The 20,352-nt window shown below is 68.4% G+C and carries 16 protein-coding genes, 1 pseudogene and 1 riboswitch; of the genes and pseudogenes, 8 read left to right on the plus strand and 9 right to left on the minus strand.

What is annotated here, in order from left to right:
• A complete protein-coding gene (pyrF, locus tag ASC81_RS15250; protein WP_056268745.1) occupies window positions 1–804 on the minus strand; it encodes an orotidine-5'-phosphate decarboxylase in 804 nt (267 codons plus the stop codon).
• Window positions 805–841: 37 nt separating this feature from the next.
• On the minus strand, window positions 842–3,064 hold the full coding sequence (locus ASC81_RS15255) for a bifunctional diguanylate cyclase/phosphodiesterase (RefSeq protein ID WP_056268747.1): 2,223 nt from the start codon (window positions 3,062–3,064) through the stop codon (window positions 842–844).
• A gap of 74 nt (window positions 3,065–3,138) precedes the next feature.
• Between ASC81_RS15255 and ASC81_RS15260 the strand changes: the two genes are divergently transcribed.
• Entirely contained in the window at window positions 3,139–3,648 is a 510-nt protein-coding gene (locus tag ASC81_RS15260) for a GNAT family N-acetyltransferase (RefSeq protein WP_056268749.1), read from the plus strand.
• 4 nt (window positions 3,649–3,652) lie between these two features.
• Here the strand turns inward: ASC81_RS15260 and purB are convergent, their stop codons facing one another.
• Window positions 3,653–5,029, minus strand: coding sequence for an adenylosuccinate lyase (purB, locus tag ASC81_RS15265; protein WP_056268751.1), 1,377 nt, complete (start codon window positions 5,027–5,029; stop codon window positions 3,653–3,655).
• A 352-nt stretch (window positions 5,030–5,381) separates the two neighbouring features.
• Between purB and ASC81_RS15270 the strand changes: the two genes are divergently transcribed.
• Window positions 5,382–6,008, plus strand: a complete 627-nt coding sequence (locus ASC81_RS15270; protein WP_056269081.1) for a glutathione S-transferase family protein — start codon at window positions 5,382–5,384, stop codon at window positions 6,006–6,008.
• 38 nt (window positions 6,009–6,046) lie between these two features.
• Here ASC81_RS15270 and ASC81_RS15275 read toward each other — a convergent pair whose 3' ends face one another.
• Window positions 6,047–6,694 carry a response regulator transcription factor gene (locus ASC81_RS15275; RefSeq protein ID WP_156392146.1) on the minus strand — a complete coding sequence of 216 codons (648 nt, stop codon included), beginning with the start codon at window positions 6,692–6,694 and terminating at the stop codon, window positions 6,047–6,049.
• Window positions 6,695–6,794: 100 nt separating this feature from the next.
• Window positions 6,795–8,480 (minus strand): FMN-binding glutamate synthase family protein, encoded by a 1,686-nt coding sequence (locus ASC81_RS15280; RefSeq protein ID WP_056268754.1) that lies wholly within the window; start codon window positions 8,478–8,480, stop codon window positions 6,795–6,797.
• Between the two features lie 85 nt (window positions 8,481–8,565).
• Here ASC81_RS15280 and sppA point away from each other — a divergent pair, with 85 nt between their 5' ends.
• Window positions 8,566–10,434 (plus strand): signal peptide peptidase SppA, encoded by a 1,869-nt coding sequence (sppA, locus tag ASC81_RS15285; protein WP_056268756.1) that lies wholly within the window; start codon window positions 8,566–8,568, stop codon window positions 10,432–10,434.
• Between the two features lie 178 nt (window positions 10,435–10,612).
• Here sppA and ASC81_RS15290 read toward each other — a convergent pair whose 3' ends face one another.
• The 4 genes and pseudogenes from ASC81_RS15290 to ASC81_RS15305 all read right to left on the minus strand — a co-directional run bounded on the left by ASC81_RS15290 (window position 10,613) and on the right by ASC81_RS15305 (window position 14,068).
• Complete coding sequence (locus ASC81_RS15290) at window positions 10,613–11,740, minus strand: ABC transporter permease (RefSeq protein WP_056268758.1); 1,128 nt, start codon at window positions 11,738–11,740, stop codon at window positions 10,613–10,615.
• Window positions 11,741–11,825: 85 nt separating this feature from the next.
• A pseudogene (ccmA, locus tag ASC81_RS15295) lies at window positions 11,826–12,488 on the minus strand (heme ABC exporter ATP-binding protein CcmA); the annotation flags it as partial.
• Window positions 12,485–13,429, minus strand: coding sequence for an HlyD family secretion protein (locus ASC81_RS15300; RefSeq protein WP_056268759.1), 945 nt, complete (start codon window positions 13,427–13,429; stop codon window positions 12,485–12,487). The gene ASC81_RS15300 and the pseudogene ccmA, both read right to left, overlap by 4 nt.
• Window positions 13,430–13,438: 9 nt before the next feature.
• Window positions 13,439–14,068, minus strand: coding sequence for a TetR/AcrR family transcriptional regulator (locus ASC81_RS15305; RefSeq protein WP_056268761.1), 630 nt, complete (start codon window positions 14,066–14,068; stop codon window positions 13,439–13,441).
• A 131-nt stretch (window positions 14,069–14,199) separates the two neighbouring features.
• Between ASC81_RS15305 and ASC81_RS15310 the strand changes: the two genes are divergently transcribed.
• The 5 genes from ASC81_RS15310 to ASC81_RS15330 all read left to right on the plus strand — a co-directional run bounded on the left by ASC81_RS15310 (window position 14,200) and on the right by ASC81_RS15330 (window position 20,211).
• Window positions 14,200–15,774, plus strand: a complete 1,575-nt coding sequence (locus ASC81_RS15310; protein ID WP_056268763.1) for a methyl-accepting chemotaxis protein — start codon at window positions 14,200–14,202, stop codon at window positions 15,772–15,774.
• A 4-nt stretch (window positions 15,775–15,778) separates the two neighbouring features.
• Window positions 15,779–15,854: riboswitch (SAM riboswitch) on the plus strand.
• Between the two features lie 82 nt (window positions 15,855–15,936).
• On the plus strand, window positions 15,937–17,115 hold the full coding sequence (locus ASC81_RS15315; protein WP_056268765.1) for a homoserine O-acetyltransferase: 1,179 nt from the start codon (window positions 15,937–15,939) through the stop codon (window positions 17,113–17,115).
• Window positions 17,112–17,687 carry a methionine biosynthesis protein MetW gene (gene metW / locus ASC81_RS15320; protein ID WP_056268767.1) on the plus strand — a complete coding sequence of 192 codons (576 nt, stop codon included), beginning with the start codon at window positions 17,112–17,114 and terminating at the stop codon, window positions 17,685–17,687. The genes ASC81_RS15315 and metW overlap by 4 nt, the downstream gene beginning before the upstream one ends.
• Before the next feature lie 101 nt (window positions 17,688–17,788).
• On the plus strand, window positions 17,789–19,264 hold the full coding sequence (locus tag ASC81_RS15325; protein WP_056268769.1) for a M20 family metallopeptidase: 1,476 nt from the start codon (window positions 17,789–17,791) through the stop codon (window positions 19,262–19,264).
• A complete protein-coding gene (locus ASC81_RS15330) occupies window positions 19,264–20,211 on the plus strand; it encodes a LysR family transcriptional regulator (RefSeq protein WP_056268771.1) in 948 nt (315 codons plus the stop codon). The genes ASC81_RS15325 and ASC81_RS15330 overlap by 1 nt, the downstream gene beginning before the upstream one ends.
• Window positions 20,212–20,352: the final 141 nt, after the last annotated feature.

A 20,352-nucleotide genomic window follows, 5' to 3' on the forward strand; every position in this document is an offset into this window, starting at 1 on the left:
TCAGAGCAGGCTGGTGCGGGTGGCCTCGGCCAACGCGCGAGCGCGCTCGGCAAAGTCGGCGCCGCTGCTGGCATAGAGGATGGCGCGCGAAGAGTTCACGACCAGCGGTGCGCTGCGGCCCGCAGCCTGCACCACCGCAGCCGCATCGCCGCCTTGCGCGCCCACGCCGGGCACGAGCAGGGGCAGCGTCGGTGCGAGCTCGCGCACGCGGGCGATTTCGGCCGGATAGGTGGCGCCGACGACGAGGCCGAGCTGGCCATTGCGGTTCCACTGCGTTTCGGCCAGGTGCGCCAGGTGCTCGAACAGGCGCGGCTGGCCGGGCACGTCCGCCAGGCGCTGCATCTGCCAGTCGTCGCCGCCCTTGTTGGAGGTGCGGCACAGCAGGATGGCGCCCTTGCCCTCGTAGGCGAGATAGGGCTCGACCGAATCGAAGCCCATGAACGGCGACAAGGTCACCGCATCAGCCTGGTAGCGGACGAAGGCCTCGCGGGCGTACTGCTCGGCGGTGGAGCCGATGTCGCCACGCTTGGCGTCGAGGATGACGGGTACGCCCGGCGCAACCTCATGGATGTGGGCGATGAGGCGCTCGAGCTGGTCCTCGGCGCGGTGGGCGGCGAAGTAGGCAATCTGCGGCTTGAAGGCGCAGACAAGGTCCTTGGTGGCGTCGACGATGGCGGCGCAGAAGTCGTAGATCCTGGACGCGTCGCCCGCCCAGGCACCCGGCAGCTTGGAGGGCTCGGGGTCGAGGCCGACGCACAGGCGTGAGCGCGGGGTCAGGTCTTGAAGCTGGGAAAGGAAGTTCATGCGCGGGATTGTCCAGGGTGGCGTGCGGCCTCGCGGCTCAGAGCACGCTGGTCAGTACGCGGCTTTGCACAAAGGCCTCGAAGGCCTCGGCCGGCAGCGGCCGGCTGAACAGATAGCCCTGCACGGCCTGGCAGCCCTGGCGGCGCAGGAAGGCCAGCTGGCCTTCGGTCTCGACGCCCTCGGCCAGGATGTGCAGACCTAACGCACCCGCCATGCGGATGACGGCGTCGACGATGGCGCGGTCCTCGGCGTCGTCCGTCAGGTCGCGGATGAAGGACTGGTCGATCTTGAGCTTGCTGACGCGGAACTTCTTCAGGTAGCTGAGCGACGAATAGCCGGTGCCGAAGTCGTCGATGGACAGGCGCACGCCACGGGCGTGCAGCTCGTTCATGACGGTGATGGCGACGGCCGGGTTGTCCATGGCGGCGCCCTCGGTCAGCTCCAGCTCCAGACGCTCGGCCGGCATGCCGACTTCCTCCAGCACGCGGCCGACCAGCTCGGGCAGGTCGTCGTGGCGGAACTGCACGGCCGACAGATTGACCGCCATGGTCAGCTCGGGCAGGCCGGCGGCGTCCCAGCGGCCGAGCTGGCTCAAGGCCTCGCGCAGCACCCACTCGCCGATGGGCAGGATCAGGCCGGAGGACTCGGCCACCGGGATGAATTCGGCGGGCGACACGCTGCCCAGCTCCGGGTGGTGCCAGCGCAGCAGGGCCTCGGCACCGACGATGCGGGTCTCGTCACCGTCGTCCAATGCGAACTGTGGCTGGTAGTGCAGGCTGAGCTGGTTGCGCTCCAGCGCGCGGCGCAGCGCGTTTTCCAGCTGCAGCGCCCGGGCCGACTGCGCCTGCATCTCGCTGGTGAAGAAGCGGTAGGCGTTGCGGCCATCGCGCTTGGCGCGGTACATGGCCGCGTCGGCGCACTTGCACAGCGTCTCGAAGTCGTCGCCGTCGGTCGGGAACACGGCGATGCCCATCGACGGCGTGACGGTCAGCTCCTGCTGCTCGACATGGAAGGGCGCGCTGGCCAGCGCCATCAGCTTGGTAGCCAGGTGGGCCGCGCCGGCGATGTCGGTCAGTGGCAGCACCAGCACGAACTCGTCGCCGCCCATGCGGGCCACGGTGTCCTGCTCGCGCACGGCGCCGCGCAGCCGGGCGGCGAGCTGGGTCAGCAGCGCATCGCCGACGCGGTGGCCGAGCGAGTCGTTGACGTTTTTGAAGTGGTCCAGGTCGAGGAAGAGCACGGCGAGCGGCTCGTCGCTGCGGCGGGCGATGTCGATGGCCTGGCTGGCGCGGTCGGCCAGCAGGTGGCGGTTGGGCAGGCCGGTCAAGCCGTCGAACAGCGCCAGCCGCTCGGCGCGCGCCTCGGCGGCCTGCTGCTCGGCGACCTTCAACTCCAACGCAGCCACGGTCTGGCTGAGCTGCTCGGTGCGCTGCTGCACCAGCGCTTCGAGCTGGGCCTTGGCCTGCACCAGTTCCAGCTCGGCCTTTTTGCGGGCAGTGATGTCCTGCGTGATCCAGATGGAGCCGCGCGACAGGTCGCTGCGGTCGATGGCCTTGCTGCGCACCTCGCAGTAGATGGAACTGCCGTCCTTGCGCGCCAACAGCATCTCGGCGTGGAAGGAGTCGCCGCGCGACAGGGGCTCGTAGCAAAGGTCGCCGGCAGCCTTCCAGTCGTCGTCGCTGAGATACCAGGCGCGCGACAGCAGGCCGTCGAGTTCGCCGGGCTCGTAGCCGAACAACTGCTCGAAGGCGCGGTTGCAGCGCGTCACGCGGCGGCCGCGCAGGAAGACGATGCCGACCATGGCGTGGTCGAAGATGAGCTGCTGCTCGGCATGCAGGTCGGCCAGTGCGGCGTCTGCCAGCTTGCGTTCGTGGACGTCGTCGACGATCCAGATGGAGCCATCGGCCGGGTGGTCGGCGTTGATGAGGCGGCCGGTCAGGTGGGCCCAGAACAGCTCGCCGTTCTGGCGCCGCATCAGCTGCTCACCGCGGAAGGTCTCGCCGGCCGACAGCACCGCATAGGCGCGGGCCCCGAGGCCGCGGGCGTCCTGCTCGGTCTCGTAGAGTTCGATGCTGCTGCGGCCGATGGCGCCTTCGACACCGTCGAAGCCGTAGATCTCGGCGTAGCGCTGGTTGCAGCGCACGAGGGTGCGCGCTTTGACGAAGACGATGCCGACGCCGGCGTTGGCCAGGATGACGTCCAGTTCACGCAAAGCCTGGCTGAGCGCGGGGTTGTCGCTGGAGTCGGGCGCGGAGCTCATGAAGCGTCTATGCGGCGGCTGTTGGTCGGTTGAGCGGGCAGGGACCGGAGCATGACCGGTTATTGTCTGGCTGCATGCACATACTGACCACTGAACGCCTGTCGCTGCGTGAATTCACACCGCAAGACGCGCCCTTCCTGCTCCGCCTTGTCAACGAGCCCGGTTGGATCCGCAACATCAACGACCCCGGCGTGCGCAGCGTCGCCGATGCCCTGACTTGGGCCGAGGGAAGGCTCTTCAAGGCCTACCGCGAGCTTGGCCACGGCTTCTGGGGCGTCGAGCGCCGCGAGGACGGCGAGCTGCTCGGCATGTGCGGCCTGTTCAAGCGCCCGACGTTGCCCGAGCCCGACCTGGGTTACGCGCTGCTGGCCGAGCATGAGGGCCGCGGCTATGCGCTGGAGGCGGCGCGCGGCTGTGTCGCGCATGCGCGAGAGGTGATGGGCTGGCCGCTGCTGATGGCCATCACGGCACTGGACAACCCGTCCAGCGTGTCCCTGCTCGCCAAGCTGGGATTCATCGAACAGCCCCAGCAACAGATCGAGGGCTACAACGAGCCCTCGCGGGTTTTCAAGCTGAAGCTTTAAAGCTTTAAACGCGACGTGCCAGGTCTTGCGCCAGGCCGGTGTAGCTGCCCGGGCTCATCTTCAGCAGGCGCGCCTTTTCTGCCTTGGGCAAGTCCAGCCCTTCGATGAAGGCCTGAATCGACTCGCGCGTGATGGCCTTGCCGCGGGTCAGCTCCTTGAGTTGCTCATAGGGGTTGGGCAGGCCATAGCGGCGCATGACGGTCTGGATGGGCTCGGCCAGCACTTCCCAGGCGGCGTCGAGGTCATCGGCAAGGGCCGCTTCATTGACCTCCAGCTTGCCCAGGCCTTTGGCCAGCGAGTCATAGCCCAGCAGCGCGTAGCCCAGGCCGACGCCCATGTTTCGCAGCACGGTGGAGTCGGTCAGGTCGCGCTGCCAGCGGCTCACCGGCAGCTTCTGCGACAGATGCGTCAGCACGGCGCTGGCCAAGCCGAAGTTGCCTTCCGCGTTCTCGAAGTCGATGGGGTTGACCTTGTGCGGCATCGTCGAGCTGCCGATCTCGCCGGCCTTGGTGCGCTGCTTGAAGTAGCCCAGGCTGATATAGCCCCAGACGTCGCGCGACCAGTCGATCAGGATGGTGTTGGCACGCGTGAACGCGTCGAACAGCTCAGCCATGTAGTCATGCGGCTCGATCTGGATCGTGTACGGGTTAAAGGTCAGCTTGAGCTGCTTCTCGATGACAGTCTTGCTGAACGCCTCCCAGTCATGCTTGGGCCAGGCCGACAGGTGGGCGTTGAAGTTGCCGACCGCGCCGTTCATCTTGGCCAGCGGCTTCACAGAAGCGATGCGCGCACGAGCTGTGAGCAGCCGGGCGACGACGTTGGCGATCTCCTTGCCCACCGTCGTCGGGCTGGCGGTCTGGCCGTGCGTGCGGCTCAGCATCGGCACGGCGGCGAACTGGTGGGCCATCTTGCGCAGCGTCGCGACGATGCCGTCCAGCGCCGGCAGCATGACTTCGTCGCGTGCAGCCTTCAGCATCAGCGCGTGGCTGGTGTTGTTGATGTCCTCGCTGGTGCAGGCGAAGTGCACGAACTCGCCGGCAGCCTGCAGCTCGGGCTGACCCTCGAAGCTGCGCTTGATCCAGTACTCGACGGCCTTGACGTCGTGGTTGGTCGTGCGCTCGATGGCCTTGATCTCTTCGGCATCGGTCTCGCTGAACTTCTTCACCAGCCGGCGCAGGCGCGAGCGCGCAGCGGACGACAGCGGCTTGAACTCCTTGAAGCCGGCGTCAGACAACGCGATGAACCACTCCACCTCGACCTGCACGCGGCGGTGCATCAGCCCGAACTCGGAAAGCAGCGGGCGCAGCGCGGCGACCTTGGCGGCATAGCGGCCGTCCAGCGGCGAGAGCGCGCTGATCGCGGAGTAGTCGGAGGTCGTCATGGCAGGCCGGCAGGTCGTGGAAAACCCGCAATTCTAGAAGTGCCTGCGGCGCCGCTCTTTCGCGGCTGCGCATGGCTGCCCCTGTGCGCCGTGAAGCGGATTTGGAGGACAGGGTGGTGCCCGGCGCTGCGACCCGGCCGTCGCTCACGGACTGGCCGCGCGGGTGGTGGGACATCGGCCCGACCGCGGCCGTCATGGGCCGGCGCGCACTTTGGACGCGCCTCGCGCCGCTGGCAACCCCCGCCTGCGGTGGCTGTCGGCCCCATCCGACAGGCCTTTTTCACCGGCGGCCAAGCAAGGGGCGCTGGCTAGAATCGTTTCGACCTGTGACCCCCGTGTTGTCCCTATGACCATGAAGTTGATCGGTTCGCTCACCAGCCCTTATGTGCGCAAGGTGCGCATCGTGATGGCCGAGAAGAAGCTCGATTACCAGTTGGTGCTGGAAGATGTCTGGGGCAGCGACGCCATCCTGAAGATGAACCCGCTGGGCAAGGTGCCCTGCCTGGTCATGGAAGGCCAGGACTCCATCACCGGCGCCGTCTTCGATTCACGTGTCATCGTCGAGTACGTGGACACGCTGTCGCCGGTCGGCAAGCTCATCCCCGAGCGCGGCCGTGAGCGCTGCGAGGTGCGCACCTGGGAAGCGCTGGCCGACGGCATCATGGACGCCGGCATCCTCGTGCGCATGGAGCGCACCTGGACGCAGCGCGCCGCCGAGCAGCGCAGCCCCGCATGGATCGACCGGCAGCTGACCAAGGTCAACGCCGCGCTGGCCGCGATGAGCCAGGGCCTGGGCGAAAAGCCCTGGTGCTCGGGCAACCATTTTTCGCTGGCCGACATCTCGCTTGGCTGCGCGCTCGGGTGGCTGGAGTTCCGCTTCCCGGAGATCACTTGGCGCGAGGACTATCCGAGTCTGGCTCGCCACATGGACAAGCTCTCCCAGCGGCAGAGCTTTGCGGACACCGTGCCGACGGCCTGAGGCTTGCAGCCACCATCGCGCTGCGGGCGCGATGCGCCTCAGGCGATCAGAAGTTCCCGGGACCGGACATGCAGCAGGCGTACCAGACGCCAGATGCGGCGCTCGATCTCCGCCACTTCCAGCTTCCACAGCGTCGCGATCTCCGCCAGCAACAGGCCCTGCGCCAGCAGCGTCAGCAGATGGCGGCTGGCCTGCTCGATCTGGCGGCCGGCCGGTGTCGCATCCAATGGGGCTGAGGGCTGGCGGGCCGTGACGATGGGGCTGCGCTCGATGCCGAAGGCCGCCAGGGCCTGGCGGGCGAGCTGCGGGCTCAGCATGGCGCGGCGTTCATGCAGGCGCGTCAACGCGGCGACCAGGCCGGTCCCGCTGCCATCGTCCACGTGATAGGTGTTGGCGCCCGCGCTGAGCGCGGCGAACAGCTGCAGGTCGTCGGCCGTCGGTGTCAGCAGCAGGAGCTGCGGACGCACGGGCAGGCGGCCGAGTTCGTGGGCGACGCGCATCGCATGGCTGTCCATCAGGCGCAGGTCGCTGGCGACGATGTCGGGCGCCAGCGCCGCGATCTCCTGCAGCGCGTCGTTCAGATGACTCGCGCTGCCCGCCAGTTCCACGCCCGGCGCCTGCAGCAGCAGGGAGCGGGTGCGCTGCAACGTCGTGTCGCTGAGGCGGAGGAGAAAAACGGTAGGCATGGCGTGGCGTGACAACGTTCCGCATTGTGCGCGTTTAAGGCGTCATCCCCCTAACTTGGAACCGTCCTCCCCCGCGTCCAGGCGGTAGCGCGGGCCTGCTTCATGCCACCTGGTTTGAGGGGGCGACGGCGCCTGAGTGCATGCGCGCGATGGCGCCTTGGGGCGCAAAGCTGTGGGCGCTGGCCAGCGGCCAATAGATCTTGAAGGTGTTGTGCGGCATCTCGCCACGCAGCACGCAGCCGGGCTCGACGAAGGGCAGCAGGTTGGCCAGCAGCCTGACCTCGTGCTTGTCCAGGCGATGCACGATGTGCTGGGCCGTGATCTCCTGCGGGTGGCACAGGCCGGCGGCCTCGACCAGCTCCTTCAGCGCCTTGAGCGTGTTCTGGTGGAAGTTGGCGACGCGCTGGGCCTTGTCGGGCACGTTGATGGCGCGCTGGCGCAGCGCGTCCTGCGTCGTCACGCCCGTCGGACAGTGGCCGGTGTGGCAGGCCTGCGCCTGGATGCAGCCGAGGGCGAACATGAAGCCGCGCCCGGCATTGCACCAGTCGGCGCCCAGGGCCATCAGGCGCACGATGTCGAAGGCCGACGTCACCTTGCCGGCGCAGCCGAGCTTGATCTTGTCGCGCAGGTTCAGGCCGACGAGGGCGTTGTGGACCAGCAGCAACCCTTCCTGCACCGGGGCGCCGACGTGATTGGTGAACTCCAGCGGCGCCGCGCCCGTGCCGCCCTCGGCCCCGTCGACGACGATGAAGTCGGGCGTGATGCCGGTCTCCAGCATGGCCTTGCACAGGGCGAACCATTCCCACGGGTGGCCGATGCAGAGCTTGAAGCCGGTGGGCTTGCCGCCGGACAGCTCGCGCAGCTGTTCGATGAACTGCATCATCTCGACCGGCGTCGAGAAGGCGCTGTGGCGGGCGGGGGAGATGCAGTCGATGCCGACCGGCACGCCGCGCGCCGCGGCGATTTCCTCGCTGACCTTGGGCCCGGGCAGCACGCCGCCATGGCCGGGCTTGGCGCCCTGGCTGAGCTTGAGCTCGATCATCTTGACCTGCGGGTCGCGCGCATTGGCGGCGAAGCGCTCGGCGCTGAAACTGCCGTCGTCGTTGCGGCAGCCGAAGTAGCCCGAGCCGATCTCCCAGATCAGGTCCCCGCCGTGCTGGCGATGGTGCGCGCTGATCGAGCCCTCGCCCGTGTCGTGGGCGAAGCCGCCGATCTTGGCGCCCTTGTTCAGCGCCAGGATGGCATTGGCGCTGAGCGCGCCGAAGCTCATCGCCGAGATGTTGAAGACGCTGCAGGAATAGGGCTGCGGCCGGTCCGCACCGATGGTGATGCGGAAGTCGTGGCTGGTGAGATGAGTCGGCGCCAGCGAATGGTTGATCCACTCGTAGCCGCGCGCGCTTGTGTCGAGCTGCGTGCCGAAGGGGCGCTGGTCGGCCTCGCCCTTGGCGCGCTGGTAGACGATGGAGCGCTGCGCGCGCGAGAACGGCGCGGCGTCGTTGTCGCCCTCCAGGAAATACTGGCGGATCTCGGGGCGGATGAACTCCAGCAGGAAGCGCAGATGCCCGATGACGGGATAGTTGCGCAGGATGGAGTGGCGCTGCTGGCGCGAGTCGCGCAGGCCCAGCAATGTCAGCGCGAGGAAGACCAGCACCAGCACGCCGTCGGTGAGGCCGCCCATCCAGCCGAGGGCGAATAACAGCGCCAGCAGCCCGCACAGCATCCACGTCATATAGCGCAGCGGGAAGTGCTCGTTGATACGTCTCGTCCAGCCGGGCCAGGCAAGCATGTGGTTTCCTCACAAACCGTGACCAACGGAGCTTAAGGGTCGCGGGCCTCCACAATGGACCGCATCAACCCTCAAGGTTTTGTCGATGAAGTCCGTGTTCTCTGCGATTGGCTGGTTTTTCTCCAAGGCCTGGTGGCTGCTCGACGGCACGCGCCGGGCGCTAATGAATCTCTTCGTGCTGCTGCTCATCGTCGTCCTCGTCACTGCCTTCCTGACGCGCGGCCCCAAGCCGCTGGCCGACAAGACCACCCTTGTGCTCAAGCTCGACGGCAACCTCGTCGAGCAGTTCTCCGGCAGCCCGCGCGAACAGGTGATGGCCCAGGCCCAGGGCCGCAGCACACCGCGCCAGACGCGGCTGCGCGATGTGCTGGCGGTGTTGGACCATGCCGCCAGTGACGACAAGATCGGCGCCCTGCTGCTGGATGTCGAGGCGCTGCAGGGCGCCGGGTTCGCCGGCCTGCATGAAGTCGCCGGCGCGCTGCAGCGCTTCAAGAAGAGCGGCAAGCCGGTCATGGCGTATGCCGACAGCTACAGCCAACGCGGCTACTTCCTGGCCGCCCAGGCCGGCGAGGTCTATCTGCACCCCATGGGCATGGTGGGGCTGGAAGGCTTCGGTCGCTACCGCACCTATTACAAGGACGCGCTGGACCGCATCGGCGTGACGGCCCATGTCGTCAAGGCTGGCACCTACAAGGGCGCTGCCGAGACCTATACCGAGAACGGCCCCAGCGCCGCCACGCGCGAGTCCGTCGGCTTGGTCTACGGGGAGCTTTGGAGCGGCTTCACCACCACCATCGAGGCCGCGCGCAAGCTGCAGGCTGGCAGCCTCGCCAAGGGCATCGACGAACTCCCGCAGCGCCTGGCCGCCGTGCAGGGCGACACTGCCAAGCTGGCGCTGCAGGACAAGCTCGTCGACGGCCTGAAGACGCGCGACCAGATGCGCGACCTGCTGATCGCCAAGGGCGCCAAGGACGAGGAGAGCAAGAGCTTCCGGCAGGTGTCGATGGGCCAGTACATGGCCTATGTGAAGGATGCCGGCACGCCGACCAAGCTGCAGCCGGGCATCGGTGTCGTCGTGGCCGAGGGCGAGATCAGTGACGGCGAGGCCGGCGCGGGCCGCATCGGCGGCGACTCGACCGCCCGCCTGATCCGCAAGGCGCGCGAGGACGACGCCATCAAGGCCGTCGTGCTGCGCGTGAACTCGCCCGGTGGCAGCGCCTTTGCCTCCGAGATCGTGCGTCGCGAGCTGGAGTTGACACGCGCGGCCGGCAAGCCGGTCGTCGTGTCGATGGGCGACGTGGCGGCCTCGGGCGGCTACTGGATCGCCATGGCCAGCGATGCCGTCATCGCCGATGCCGGCACCATCACCGGCAGCATCGGTGTCTACGGCATGCTGCCGACGGCCGAGGGCCTGATGGACAAGCTGTCGCTGCACACCGGCGGCATCACGACGACCTGGCTGGCGGGCGGCTATGACGCGCGCCGCCCGCTGGACCCGCGGCTGCAGGCGGCCTTGCAGGCCAGCATCGACCACACCTACGCGCGCTTCACGGGGCTGGCGGCCGAGTCGCGCAAGAGCACGCCCGAAAAGATCGACGTCGTGGCCCAGGGCCGCATCTGGACCGGCGCCCAGGCCAAGGCCCGCGGCCTGGTGGACCGGCTCGGCAGCTTCGACGATGCGCTTCAGACGGCGGTGCAGCTGGCCAAGCTGGAGCTCAAGGCCGGCGACAAGCCGCGCGTCGTCTATGTCGAGCGCGACCTCAGCCGCAGCGAGCGCCTGCTGGCCTCGCTGACCGACGTGATGGCGCCATCGCTGGTGCAGGCCCTGGGCCTGGACCTGCTGCCAGCGCCCGTCGCGGAGGAGCTGTCGGCCCTGAAGGCGCTGGCGCAGGTGGCAGCGCGCGGCGAATGGCACAAGGCGGCCATCGCCCATTGCCTCTGCGGCGCGCCCTAGGGCCTGTTAGCGCTACGGCAATGGGCCCCTGGCGGCGGGCCTTCCCTTCGGGTTGTGGCCATAAAGACCGCGCGCGGCGTTGCAAATGCTCGCCGGGTGTCCAACCCGGCTCCGCTTTGCGCCTTGCTCGCGGCCTTTCTGGCCACAACGCGACCCGTTGCCGTAGTGTTAACAGGCCCTAGTCCAGGGTCTGCCGATAGCGCATCAACGCGATGCCGCCGGCTACGGCGAGAAAGGCGAGCATCGGCCAGACCTCGGGCAGCAGCTCCGCCGCGCCCGAGCCCTTGAGCATGACGCCGCGCACGATGCGCAGGAAGTGCGTCAGCGGCAGCGCCTCGCCCAGAACCTGCGCCCACTGCGGCATGCCACGAAACGGGAACATGAAGCCCGACAGCAGCATGGAGGGCAGAAAGAAGAAGAAGGTCAGCTGCAGGGCCTGCAGCTGGTTCCTGGCCAGCGTCGAGAAGGTGAAGCCGACGCCGAGGTTGGCCAGCATGAACACGCCGATCATGGCCAGCAGCAACGTGGCGCTGCCGACCATCGGCACGTCGAACAGCAGGAAGGCCGCGCCGAGGATGACGCCGAGCTGCACATAGCCGAGGACGACATAGGGCAGGATCTTGCCGGCCATCACCTCGATGGGCCGCACCGGCGTGGCCAGCAAGTTCTCCATGGTGCCGCGCTCGCGTTCGCGCGTCATTGCAAGTGCCGTCAGCATGACCATGGTCATCGTCAGGATGGTGCCGACCAGCCCGGGCACGATGTTGTAGCGGCTCAGGCCCTCGGGGTTGTAGCGGCGTTGGATGCGCACCTCGAACGGCGGTGCCTGCTGTGCCCGCGAGGCCAGCGCACCGCGCAGGTCGCGGTTCAGCGCGGTCGCGCCGAGCTGGCTGAGTGCGGCGATGGCATTGCCGCCGGCCGACGGGTCGGTCGCGTCGGCGGCAACCAGCAGGGCCGGCCTCTCGCCGCGAACGACGCGGGCGCCGAAGTCGGCCGGCACGACGACGAGGAATTGGATGTCGCCGCTTTGCAGCAAGGCGTCGCCGCGGCTTTCGGCGATGCCGCTTTCGACGACGCGGAAATAACCACTCGTCTGCAACGCCGCGACGATGCTGCGCGCCATCGGGCTGGTGTCCTGCGACACGATGGCCGTCGGCAGTCCTTTGGGATCGGTGTTGATGGCATAGCCGAACAGCACCAGCTGCATGATGGGCACACCCACCGCCATCGCGAACGTGAGCTTGTCGCGCAGCATCTGCTGCACTTCCTTCAGCGCGATGGCGAACATGCGGGCCAGGACTTGCATCGCCTCAGCTTTCCGCGAAGTTGTCGGTGGCCTGGTCGACCAGCTTGACGAAGGCGTCTTCCAGGTCTTCGGCGCCCGACGCCTGCACGATGGCCGCCGCCGTGCCGCGTGCCAGCACGCGGCCGTAGGCGATGTAGACCAGTTCGTCGCAGCGTTCGGCCTCGTCCATGTAGTGCGTGGACACGAGCACGGTGATGCCCTCGCGGGCCAGCTGATGGATCTGGTCCCAGAACTCGCGCCGCGCCTTGGGGTCGACGCCGGCCGTCGGCTCGTCCAGCAGCAGCAGGCGGGGCTGGTGCAAAAGGCAGGCGGCCAGCGCCAAGCGCTGCTTCCAGCCGCCCGACAGCGCGCCGGCAAGCTGCTTCTGCCGTGTCGCCAGCCCGAGCCGCTCCAGCGCGACGTCGACGGCCTCGGGCCGGTTCGGCATCGAGAACAGGCGTGCGACGAAGTCCAGGTTCTCGCGGATCGACAGGTCTTCGTAGAGGCCGAACTTCTGCGTCATGTAGCCCACCTGGCGCTTCACTTCGGCGGCCTGGTGGCGGAAGTCCAGCCCCAGCACGCGGCCCTCCCCGGCGTCGGGCGTCAGCAGGCCGCACAGCATGCGCAGTGAGGTCGTCTTGCCGCTGCCGTTGGGGCCGAGGAAGCCGACGATGCGGCCGGTGGCGACCTGCATGTCGACGGCGTCGACGACCTGGCGGCCGCCGTAGGACTTGGACAGCCCCTTCACGTCGATGGCGAGATCGCTCATTGCGTGACGTCCAGCGGTTGTCCCGGATGCAGCCGCTCTGCATCCTCCGACTTCACCGGCCGCGCCTCGACGAGGAAGACCAGCTTGTCGCGTTGCTGGTTGGAGTAGATGACCGGCGGCGTGTACTCGGGGCCGGCCGCGATGAAGCTGATGCGCGCGGCAATGGGCGCGCCGCAGCCATCGCAGTGCAGGCTCACCGGCGCGTCCAGCTTCAGCGTGCCCACCGCCGACTGCGGCACGTAGAAGCGAGCCTTGCGGTGGGCCGGCGGCAGCAGCGCCAGCACCGGTTGGCCTGCCGCCACCCATTCGCCCGGGCGTACGAAAACGTCTTGCACGCGCGCCGGCATGGGGGCGCTCTGGCGCTTCTGCTCGACGCGCCAGGCCGTCTGCGCGCGGCCGCTTTCGGCGGCCTGCGCAAGCGCCCGGGCGGCGGCGCGTTCGTCCTCGCGGGCCGGCAGCTGGGCCACATTGAGCGCGGCCTGCAGCTCGGCGACCCGGGCGCGCGCCTGGGCCAGCGCCGTCGCGGCGCCGTCGACCCGCGACATGGCGACGAAGCCCTGCGCCAGCAGTTGCCGCTGACGCGCGAGGTCGAGGTCGGCCAGGCGCTCTGCTGCGCGCGCCTGGTCGAGCTGCGCCCGCGTGACGGCCACCTCGGGCGCGCGCCGTCCCTTGTCGGCATTGGCCGCCTGCGCCTGTGCACTTTGCGCGCGGGCTTGCGCCTCCGCGTCGGCGGCCAGCTCGGGCGTCGCGTCCAGCTCGAACAGCGCCTGGCCGGCCGCAACCGCCTCGCCAGAGCGCACGGCCAGCGCCGTCAGCCGCCCCGCGGCCGGCGGCGCGATGTAGACCAGCTCGGCTTCGGCATAACCCGTCCATCCGACGGGGGGCTTGTCGCCGCAAGCGGCCAACAGCGCTGGCAACAGCAGCATGAGAACGCGCTTCATGGTCACTCCTCAGACGCCGCTGGCCAGGCCAAGCAGCGCCCATTCGATGCGCCGCTGCAGGGCCGCGTCGGACATCACGTCGTCGTCCACCATCGCCAGCAGGGCCGGCGGCACCGCGTCGATGGACTTCATGCCACCGACCAGGATGAGGGGCGCGACGACGGCGCCCATCAGGAAAGAAAAGCGGGTCAGCAGCGGCTGGCGCGGCAGCCGCTGCAGGGCTTCGGCCTCCTGCAGCAAGGCCATCAGCACGCCCAGATGGCGCGGCGCATTGGCGCGCAGGAAGTCCTGCGCCACGGCCTGGCCGCCTTGCGCATCGGCCCAGACACGCGCGATCAGCGGCCGGTGCTCGCGCACGAAGCGAGCCACGCCCAGCAAGGCCGCGGCGAGCCGCTCCATCACATCGGCGTCGCCCTGGCTGTTCAGCGACAGCGCCGTGAACATCTCCTCGTAATGGCGCTGCAGCAGCGCGCGCAGAAAGCCGTCCTTGCTGCCGAAGTGGTAATGCACCATGGCTGGATTCACGCCGGCCGCCTCGGCCACGCGGCGCACTGACAGGCCGGCGCAGCCCAGCTCGGGGTAGAGGGCGGCGCCGGCGGCGAGCAAGGCCTGGTCCTGATCCTGGCTGGGGCGGGGCATGGGCTGAATTATTGGTCAAGTGTTCAGTAACTACAAGTTTGGGCAAAACGTCGCTTGCCAGCAGCCCAGGCTTGACTAGCATCGCCAGACCCCCAGCCGCTCCGAGCGGACCCAGAAAAGGAGACACCGCCATGGACCTCGCCACCTGGATGCGCAGCTTCACCATCCGCACCCGCATGCAGGGCGCCATTGCGATGGTGCTGCTGATGTTTGCTGCGCTGGGCCTGACGGGCCTGCTCGGCGGCCGCCAGCTGATGGCGCTCAATGCCGACGTGACGACGCATGCGATGCGTGACCTCCAGCAGGTCAGCACCATCCGCCAGGCCCTCGCCGACGTGCGGCTGGAGGAGAAGCAGATGGTCATCGCCTATGAAGACCCCGAGCAGGTCAAACAATTCCGCCAGCGCTGGGACGCCGCCGCGCAGCGGCTGACGGCGGCGCTGCAGGGCCTGCAGCAGGGCAAGCAGGAAGAGAACAAGGCCCTGGGCCTGGAGGCGTTGAGGTTCCTGCAGGACTACCGAGCCGGTGCCCAGCCGGTGCTCAGCCAGATCGAGGCGGGCGGCTTCGACACCGCCAAGGTGGCCGACCGCATGCTGAACCGGCCCAAGGCGGCGATGCGCGAGATCGAGCAGCGCGTCGAGCGCATCGCCGGCCTCATCGACCAGCAGGCCAAGGCCAGCGAAACCGCGTTTGCCGCCGAGTTGCGCGGCATCGGCTGGCGCTCGGCGGCCGTGCTCATCGTCGTCATGGTGCTGGTCGTGCCGTTGACGCTGATCAACTCGGCCACCATCACCAGCCCGATGCGCTATGCCGGCACGGTGGCCCAGTCCATCGCCAGCGGCGACCTGAACAACGACATCCGCGTCGTCGGCCGCGACGAGGCGTCCGACCTGCTTCGCGCGCTGGACGCGATGCAAAGCAGCCTGCGTGACCTGGTGCGGCAGGTGAAAACCTCGGCCCAGAGCATCGAGACGGCCAGCAGCGAGGTCGCCTCCGGCAACCAGGACCTGAGTCAGCGTACCGAACAGGCGGCGTCCAGCCTGCAGCAGACGACCAGCTCGATGGAAGACCTGACCAGCGGCGTGCGCCATGGTGCCGATGCGGCCGGCAAGGCCCGCCAGCTCGCCGAAGGGGCCGCGGAGGTGGCGCGACGCGGCGGCCAGGAGGTGGCCGAGGTGGTCACGACGATGGACCAGATCAACACCAGCTCGCGCCGCATCGGCGACATCCTCGGGCTGATCGACAGCATTGCCTTCCAGACCAACATCCTGGCGCTGAACGCGGCCGTCGAGGCGGCGCGCGCGGGTGAGCAGGGCCGCGGCTTCGCGGTTGTCGCCAGCGAGGTGCGGCTGCTGGCCCAGCGCTCGGCCGACGCGGCGCGCGAGATCAAATCGCTGATCGCCGCCAGCCTGGAGCGCACCGAGGCCGGCTCGCGCCTCGTGCAGCATGCCGGCACGACGATGCAGGAGATCGTCAGCAATGTGCAGAAGGTCAGCGACATGATCGGCGAGGTGGCCGAAGGCGCTGCCGACCAGAGCGCGCGCATCGGCCAGATCAACGGCGCCGTCAACCAGCTTGACCACATGACGCAGCAGAACGCGGCGTTGGTGGAGGAGTCGGCGGCCGCGGCGGACAGCCTGCGCCAGCAGCTGCAGCTGCTGACGGGCGCGGTGGCGCAGTTCCGGCTCGACGGCCGGGGTGACTAGAATCGCATCCCATAGCGCCGATTTGTTCCGGATTGCGGGCGCTCAATAAATGCCGCTAAACAGGACTCCGAGATCAAACCGGCGTCCGCAATAGTGGCGCCGGTTTTTTATTGACTCGTCGCGCCTGAACGGCGCGAAAAGTCTGATCTTTGGAGTGAGGCCATGACGGGCCTGAGCGTTGGCGACGTGTCGCCGCAGAGTTTCCATTTCGACGAGCCGCTGCCGCTGCGCAGCGGCGCCAGGTTGCCGGCCTACGACCTGATGGTCGAGACCTATGGCCAGCTCAATGCCGAGCGCAGCAATGCGGTGCTGGTCTGCCATGCGCTCAACGCCAGCCACCATGTCGCCGGCACCTATGCCGGCCAGGCGAAAAGCGAGGGCTGGTGGGACAACCTGATCGGCCCCGGCAAGGCCCTGGATACCGACAAGTTCTTCGTCATCGGCGTCAACAACCTCGGCTCCTGCTTCGGCTCGACGGGGCCGATGCATGTCAACCCTGCGACCGGCCGTGCCTGGGGCGCCGACTTCCCCGTCGTGACGGTCCAGGACTGGGTGGACGCGCAGGCCCGCCTGGTCGAGCGCTTCGGCATCCTGAAGCTGGCGGCGGTGCTGGGCGGCTCGCTCGGCGGCATGCAGGCGCTGGACTGGGCGCTGCGCTATCCGGAGCGCGTGGCGCACTGCATCGCCATCGCGACGGCACCGAATCTGTCAGCGCAGAACATCGCCTTCAACGAGGTGGCACGCCGCGCCATCGTGACGGACCCGGACTTCCACGGCGGTCACTTCTACGACCATGGCGTGGTGCCCCAGCGCGGCCTGCGCGTGGCTCGCATGATCGGCCACATCACCTATCTCAGCGACGACGTGATGGCCGAGAAGTTCGGCCGGCAGTTGAAGAACGGCGTGCTCGGCTATTCGACGCAGGAGATCGAATTCCAGATCGAAAGCTACCTCCGCTATCAAGGTGACAAGTTCAGCGACTACTTCGACGCCAACACCTATCTGCTGATCACCCGCGCCCTGGACTACTTCGACCCGGCCGCCGAACACGGCGGTGACCTGACGCGAGCCTTTGCCAGCGCGCGGGCCAAGTTCCTGATTGCCAGCTTCACGACCGACTGGCGCTTCTCCCCCGAGCGCTCGCGCGAGGTCGTCAAGGCCTTGCTCGACAACCGGCTGGAGGTCAGCTACGCCGAGATCGACGCGCCCCACGGCCACGATGCCTTCCTGCTCGACGACCCGCGCTACCACGGCGTGCTGGGCGCCTACTTCGAGCGCATCGCCGGCGGGCTGTGCCCGGCGGCCAGGCCACCCTTGCAGTTCAAGGGGATGGCTGTATGAGCTTCGACCCCGCCATCGCGGCACTCGTGCCGCCGGGAGCGCGCGTGCTCGACCTCGGCTGCGGCACCGGCGAGCTGCTGGAGCACCTCATCAAGCACAAGGGCTGCAGCGGCTACGGCGTGGAGCTGGACGATGCCAACCTGCTGGCCTGCATGAAGCGCGGCGTCAACGTCATCCAGCGCAATCTGGAGGAAGGCCTGGCCATCTTCGAGGACCAGAGCTTCGACGTCGTGCTGCAGTTGGAGACGCTGCAGAACCTTCGCAATGCCGAGGCCATGCTCAAGGAGACGGCGCGCGTCGGCAAGATGGGCATCGTCAGCTTCCCGAACTTCGCGCATTGGCCCAACCGGCTGCAGGTGCTGTTCGGCCGCATGCCGGTGACCAAGGCGCTGCCCTACGAGTGGTACGACACGCCCAATATCCGCGTCGGCACCTTTGCCGATTTCGGCGTGTTGGCACGCAAGAACCGGCTCAAGATCCTCGACAGCTTCGGCCTGCAGGACGGCCGCGTCGTGCGCAGGCGGCCCAACCTGATGGCCAGCGTAGCGGTGTTCAAGTTCGAGCGCGAGTAGGCACTTCGCGCTGCCGGGTCGTCTGCCCGCGGGCATGAAGCGTGGGCGTCGGGAAGCCTAAACTGGCAGGCCGCGCCACAAGCGCGAGCAAGGAGCCTGCCATGAACGCACGAGATCCCCACCTGCCTCTGCAAGCCGACGAGGCGACCGCGCTGGGCGAGTTTGCCGCCCGCGTCTGGGACGAGGAAATCGTCCCCGCGCTGACCGACTACATCGCCATTCCGGCCAAGAGCCCGATGTTCGATGCCGACTGGGCGGCCAACGGCCACCTCGAAAAGGTGCTGACCCAGGCGGCTGCCTGGGTAGAGGGCAAGAAGGTCGCCGGCCTGAAGCTCGAAGTCGTCCGCATCCCTGGCCGCACGCCGGTGATCTTCTTCGAGGTGCCCGCCACCAAGACGGGCTCGACGGACACCATCCTGCTCTACGGCCATCTGGACAAGCAGCCCGAGTTCAACGGCTGGCGCAGCGACCTCGGGCCCTGGACGCCCAAGTACGAGAACGGCCTGCTCTACGGCCGCGGCGGTGCCGACGACGGCTATGCGGTCTATGCGTCGCTGACGGCCATCATGGCGCTGGACCAGCAGGGCATCCCGCGCCCGCGCTGCGTCGGCGTCATCGAGACCTGCGAGGAGAGCGGCAGCTTCGACCTGCCGGCCTACATCGACCTGCTCAAGCCGCGTCTGGGCAACGTGTCCCTGGTCGTCTGCCTGGACAGCGGTGCCGGCAACTACGACCAGCTGTGGCTGACGACCTCGCTGCGCGGCATGGTGTCCGGGGTGCTGAAGGTCGAAGTGCTGACCGAGGGCATCCACAGCGGCGACGCCTCGGGCTGCGTGCCGTCATCCTTCCGCATCCTGCGCCAGGTGCTGGACCGGCTGGAGGACAGCAAGACCGGGCGCTTGCTGCCTGAAAGCTTCCACTGCGAGATCCCCGGCGCCCGCCTGGAGCAGGCGCAGGCGACTGCGGCCATCCTGAAGGACGAGGTCTACAAGCGCATGCCCTGGGCCTGCGGCGCCGACGGCGGCCCGGTGCTGCCGGTGACGACCGACCCGGTGGAGGTGCTGCTCAACCGCACCTGGCGGCCGACGCTGTCGGTTGTGGGTGCCGACGGCTTCCCCGAGCTGAAGAACGCCGGCAACGTGCTGCGGCCCTACACGGCCTTCAAGCTGTCCTTGCGCCTGCCGCCGCTGATCGATGGCAATGCCGCGGCGCTGGAGCTGCAGCGCCTGCTGGAAGACAACGCACCCTACAACGCCAAGGTGACCTTCACGCCCGACGGCCGCGCCGGTGCACTCGGCGCCACCGGCTGGAACACACCAGAGCTGTCGCCCTGGCTGAGCCAGGCGCTGAATGACGCCAGCCAGGCCCACTTCAATGCGCCGGTCGGCTACATCGGCCAGGGCGGCACCATCCCCCTGATGAGCATGCTGCAGAAGGGCTTCCCGCAGGCGCAGATGATGGTCTGCGGCGTGCTGGGCCCGAAGAGCAATGCGCACGGGCCCAACGAGTTCCTGCATGTGCCCTATGGCAAGCGGCTGACCGCTGCGGTTGCCCAAGTGATGGCTGCTCACCCCTGATGGATCAACTGCGGGCCATCAAGATTTTCGTCCGCGTCATCGACGAGGGCAGCTTTGCAGGCGCGGCGCGGGCGCTGGACCTGGCACCCGCTGTCGTCACCCGCCTCATCGCCGAGCTGGAAGATCACCTCGGCACGCGGCTGTTGAACCGCACGACGCGGCGACTGGCGCTGACGGAGATCGGCGAGGCCTATCTTGAGCGCGCGCGGCGCATCCTGGCAGATGTCGACGAGGCGGCGGCGCTGGCCGCATCGGCCACGCAGGAAGTGCGCGGCCTGCTGCGCATCTTGTGTCCGCCGGCGATTGCCGTGCACCAGCTCGCCAAGCACCTGCCCAAGTTCCACCGCGACTATCCCGCCGTGACGCTGGAGATCACGTCGCCGGGCGCCGTCGACACGGTGGACGACAGCTATGACCTGACCATCCTGCTGGCGCGCGATGCGCTCGACGGGGAATTCGTCGCGCGGCGCCTGGCCCGCAGCGAGTTCATCATGTGTGCCTCGCCGGACTACCTGGACCAGCGCGGCCGGCCGCAGCATCCGGCCGACCTCAAGGAGCATGACGCGCTGCTGCCGCCGACGGCGATGCTGATGCGCGGCCTGACGCTGCAGCGCGGCGATGGTGGCGAGGAGATCACCCTGCCCATCGTGCCCTCGCGCGCGGCGCTGTCGACGACGCACATGGACACCAACTACGCCGCCGCCCTGCACGGGCTGGGCGTGGCCGGGCTGCCCAGCTTCATGGTCGAAGACGCGCTGCTGGAGCAGGCGCTGGAGCGCGTGATGCCGCAGTGGCGGCTGTTCAGCACGACGCTGTGGGCCGGCATGCCGACGCGCAAATACGTGCCGGCACGCACGCGGGCCTTCCTCGACTTCCTGGTCGAGATCTTCGGCGGCGAGGACAAGGACCCCTGGCTGGTCGCGGCGGGCTGCGCGACCTGCCCCTGAACTCGCCTCCCGCGGCTGCGGGGGGAGGCGGGGTCTCAGGCCTGCGCACTTGTTCACACGGCAAGGTCTGACCCCCTGGAGGCGCGGGGGCGGCAAAGAGGGCCGGCGAATGCAACATGCGTTCGTCGTCAACCCCTAACT

Source organism: Pelomonas sp. Root405 (assembly GCF_001425165.1).
Lineage (GTDB): Bacteria > Pseudomonadota > Gammaproteobacteria > Burkholderiales > Burkholderiaceae_C > Pelomonas.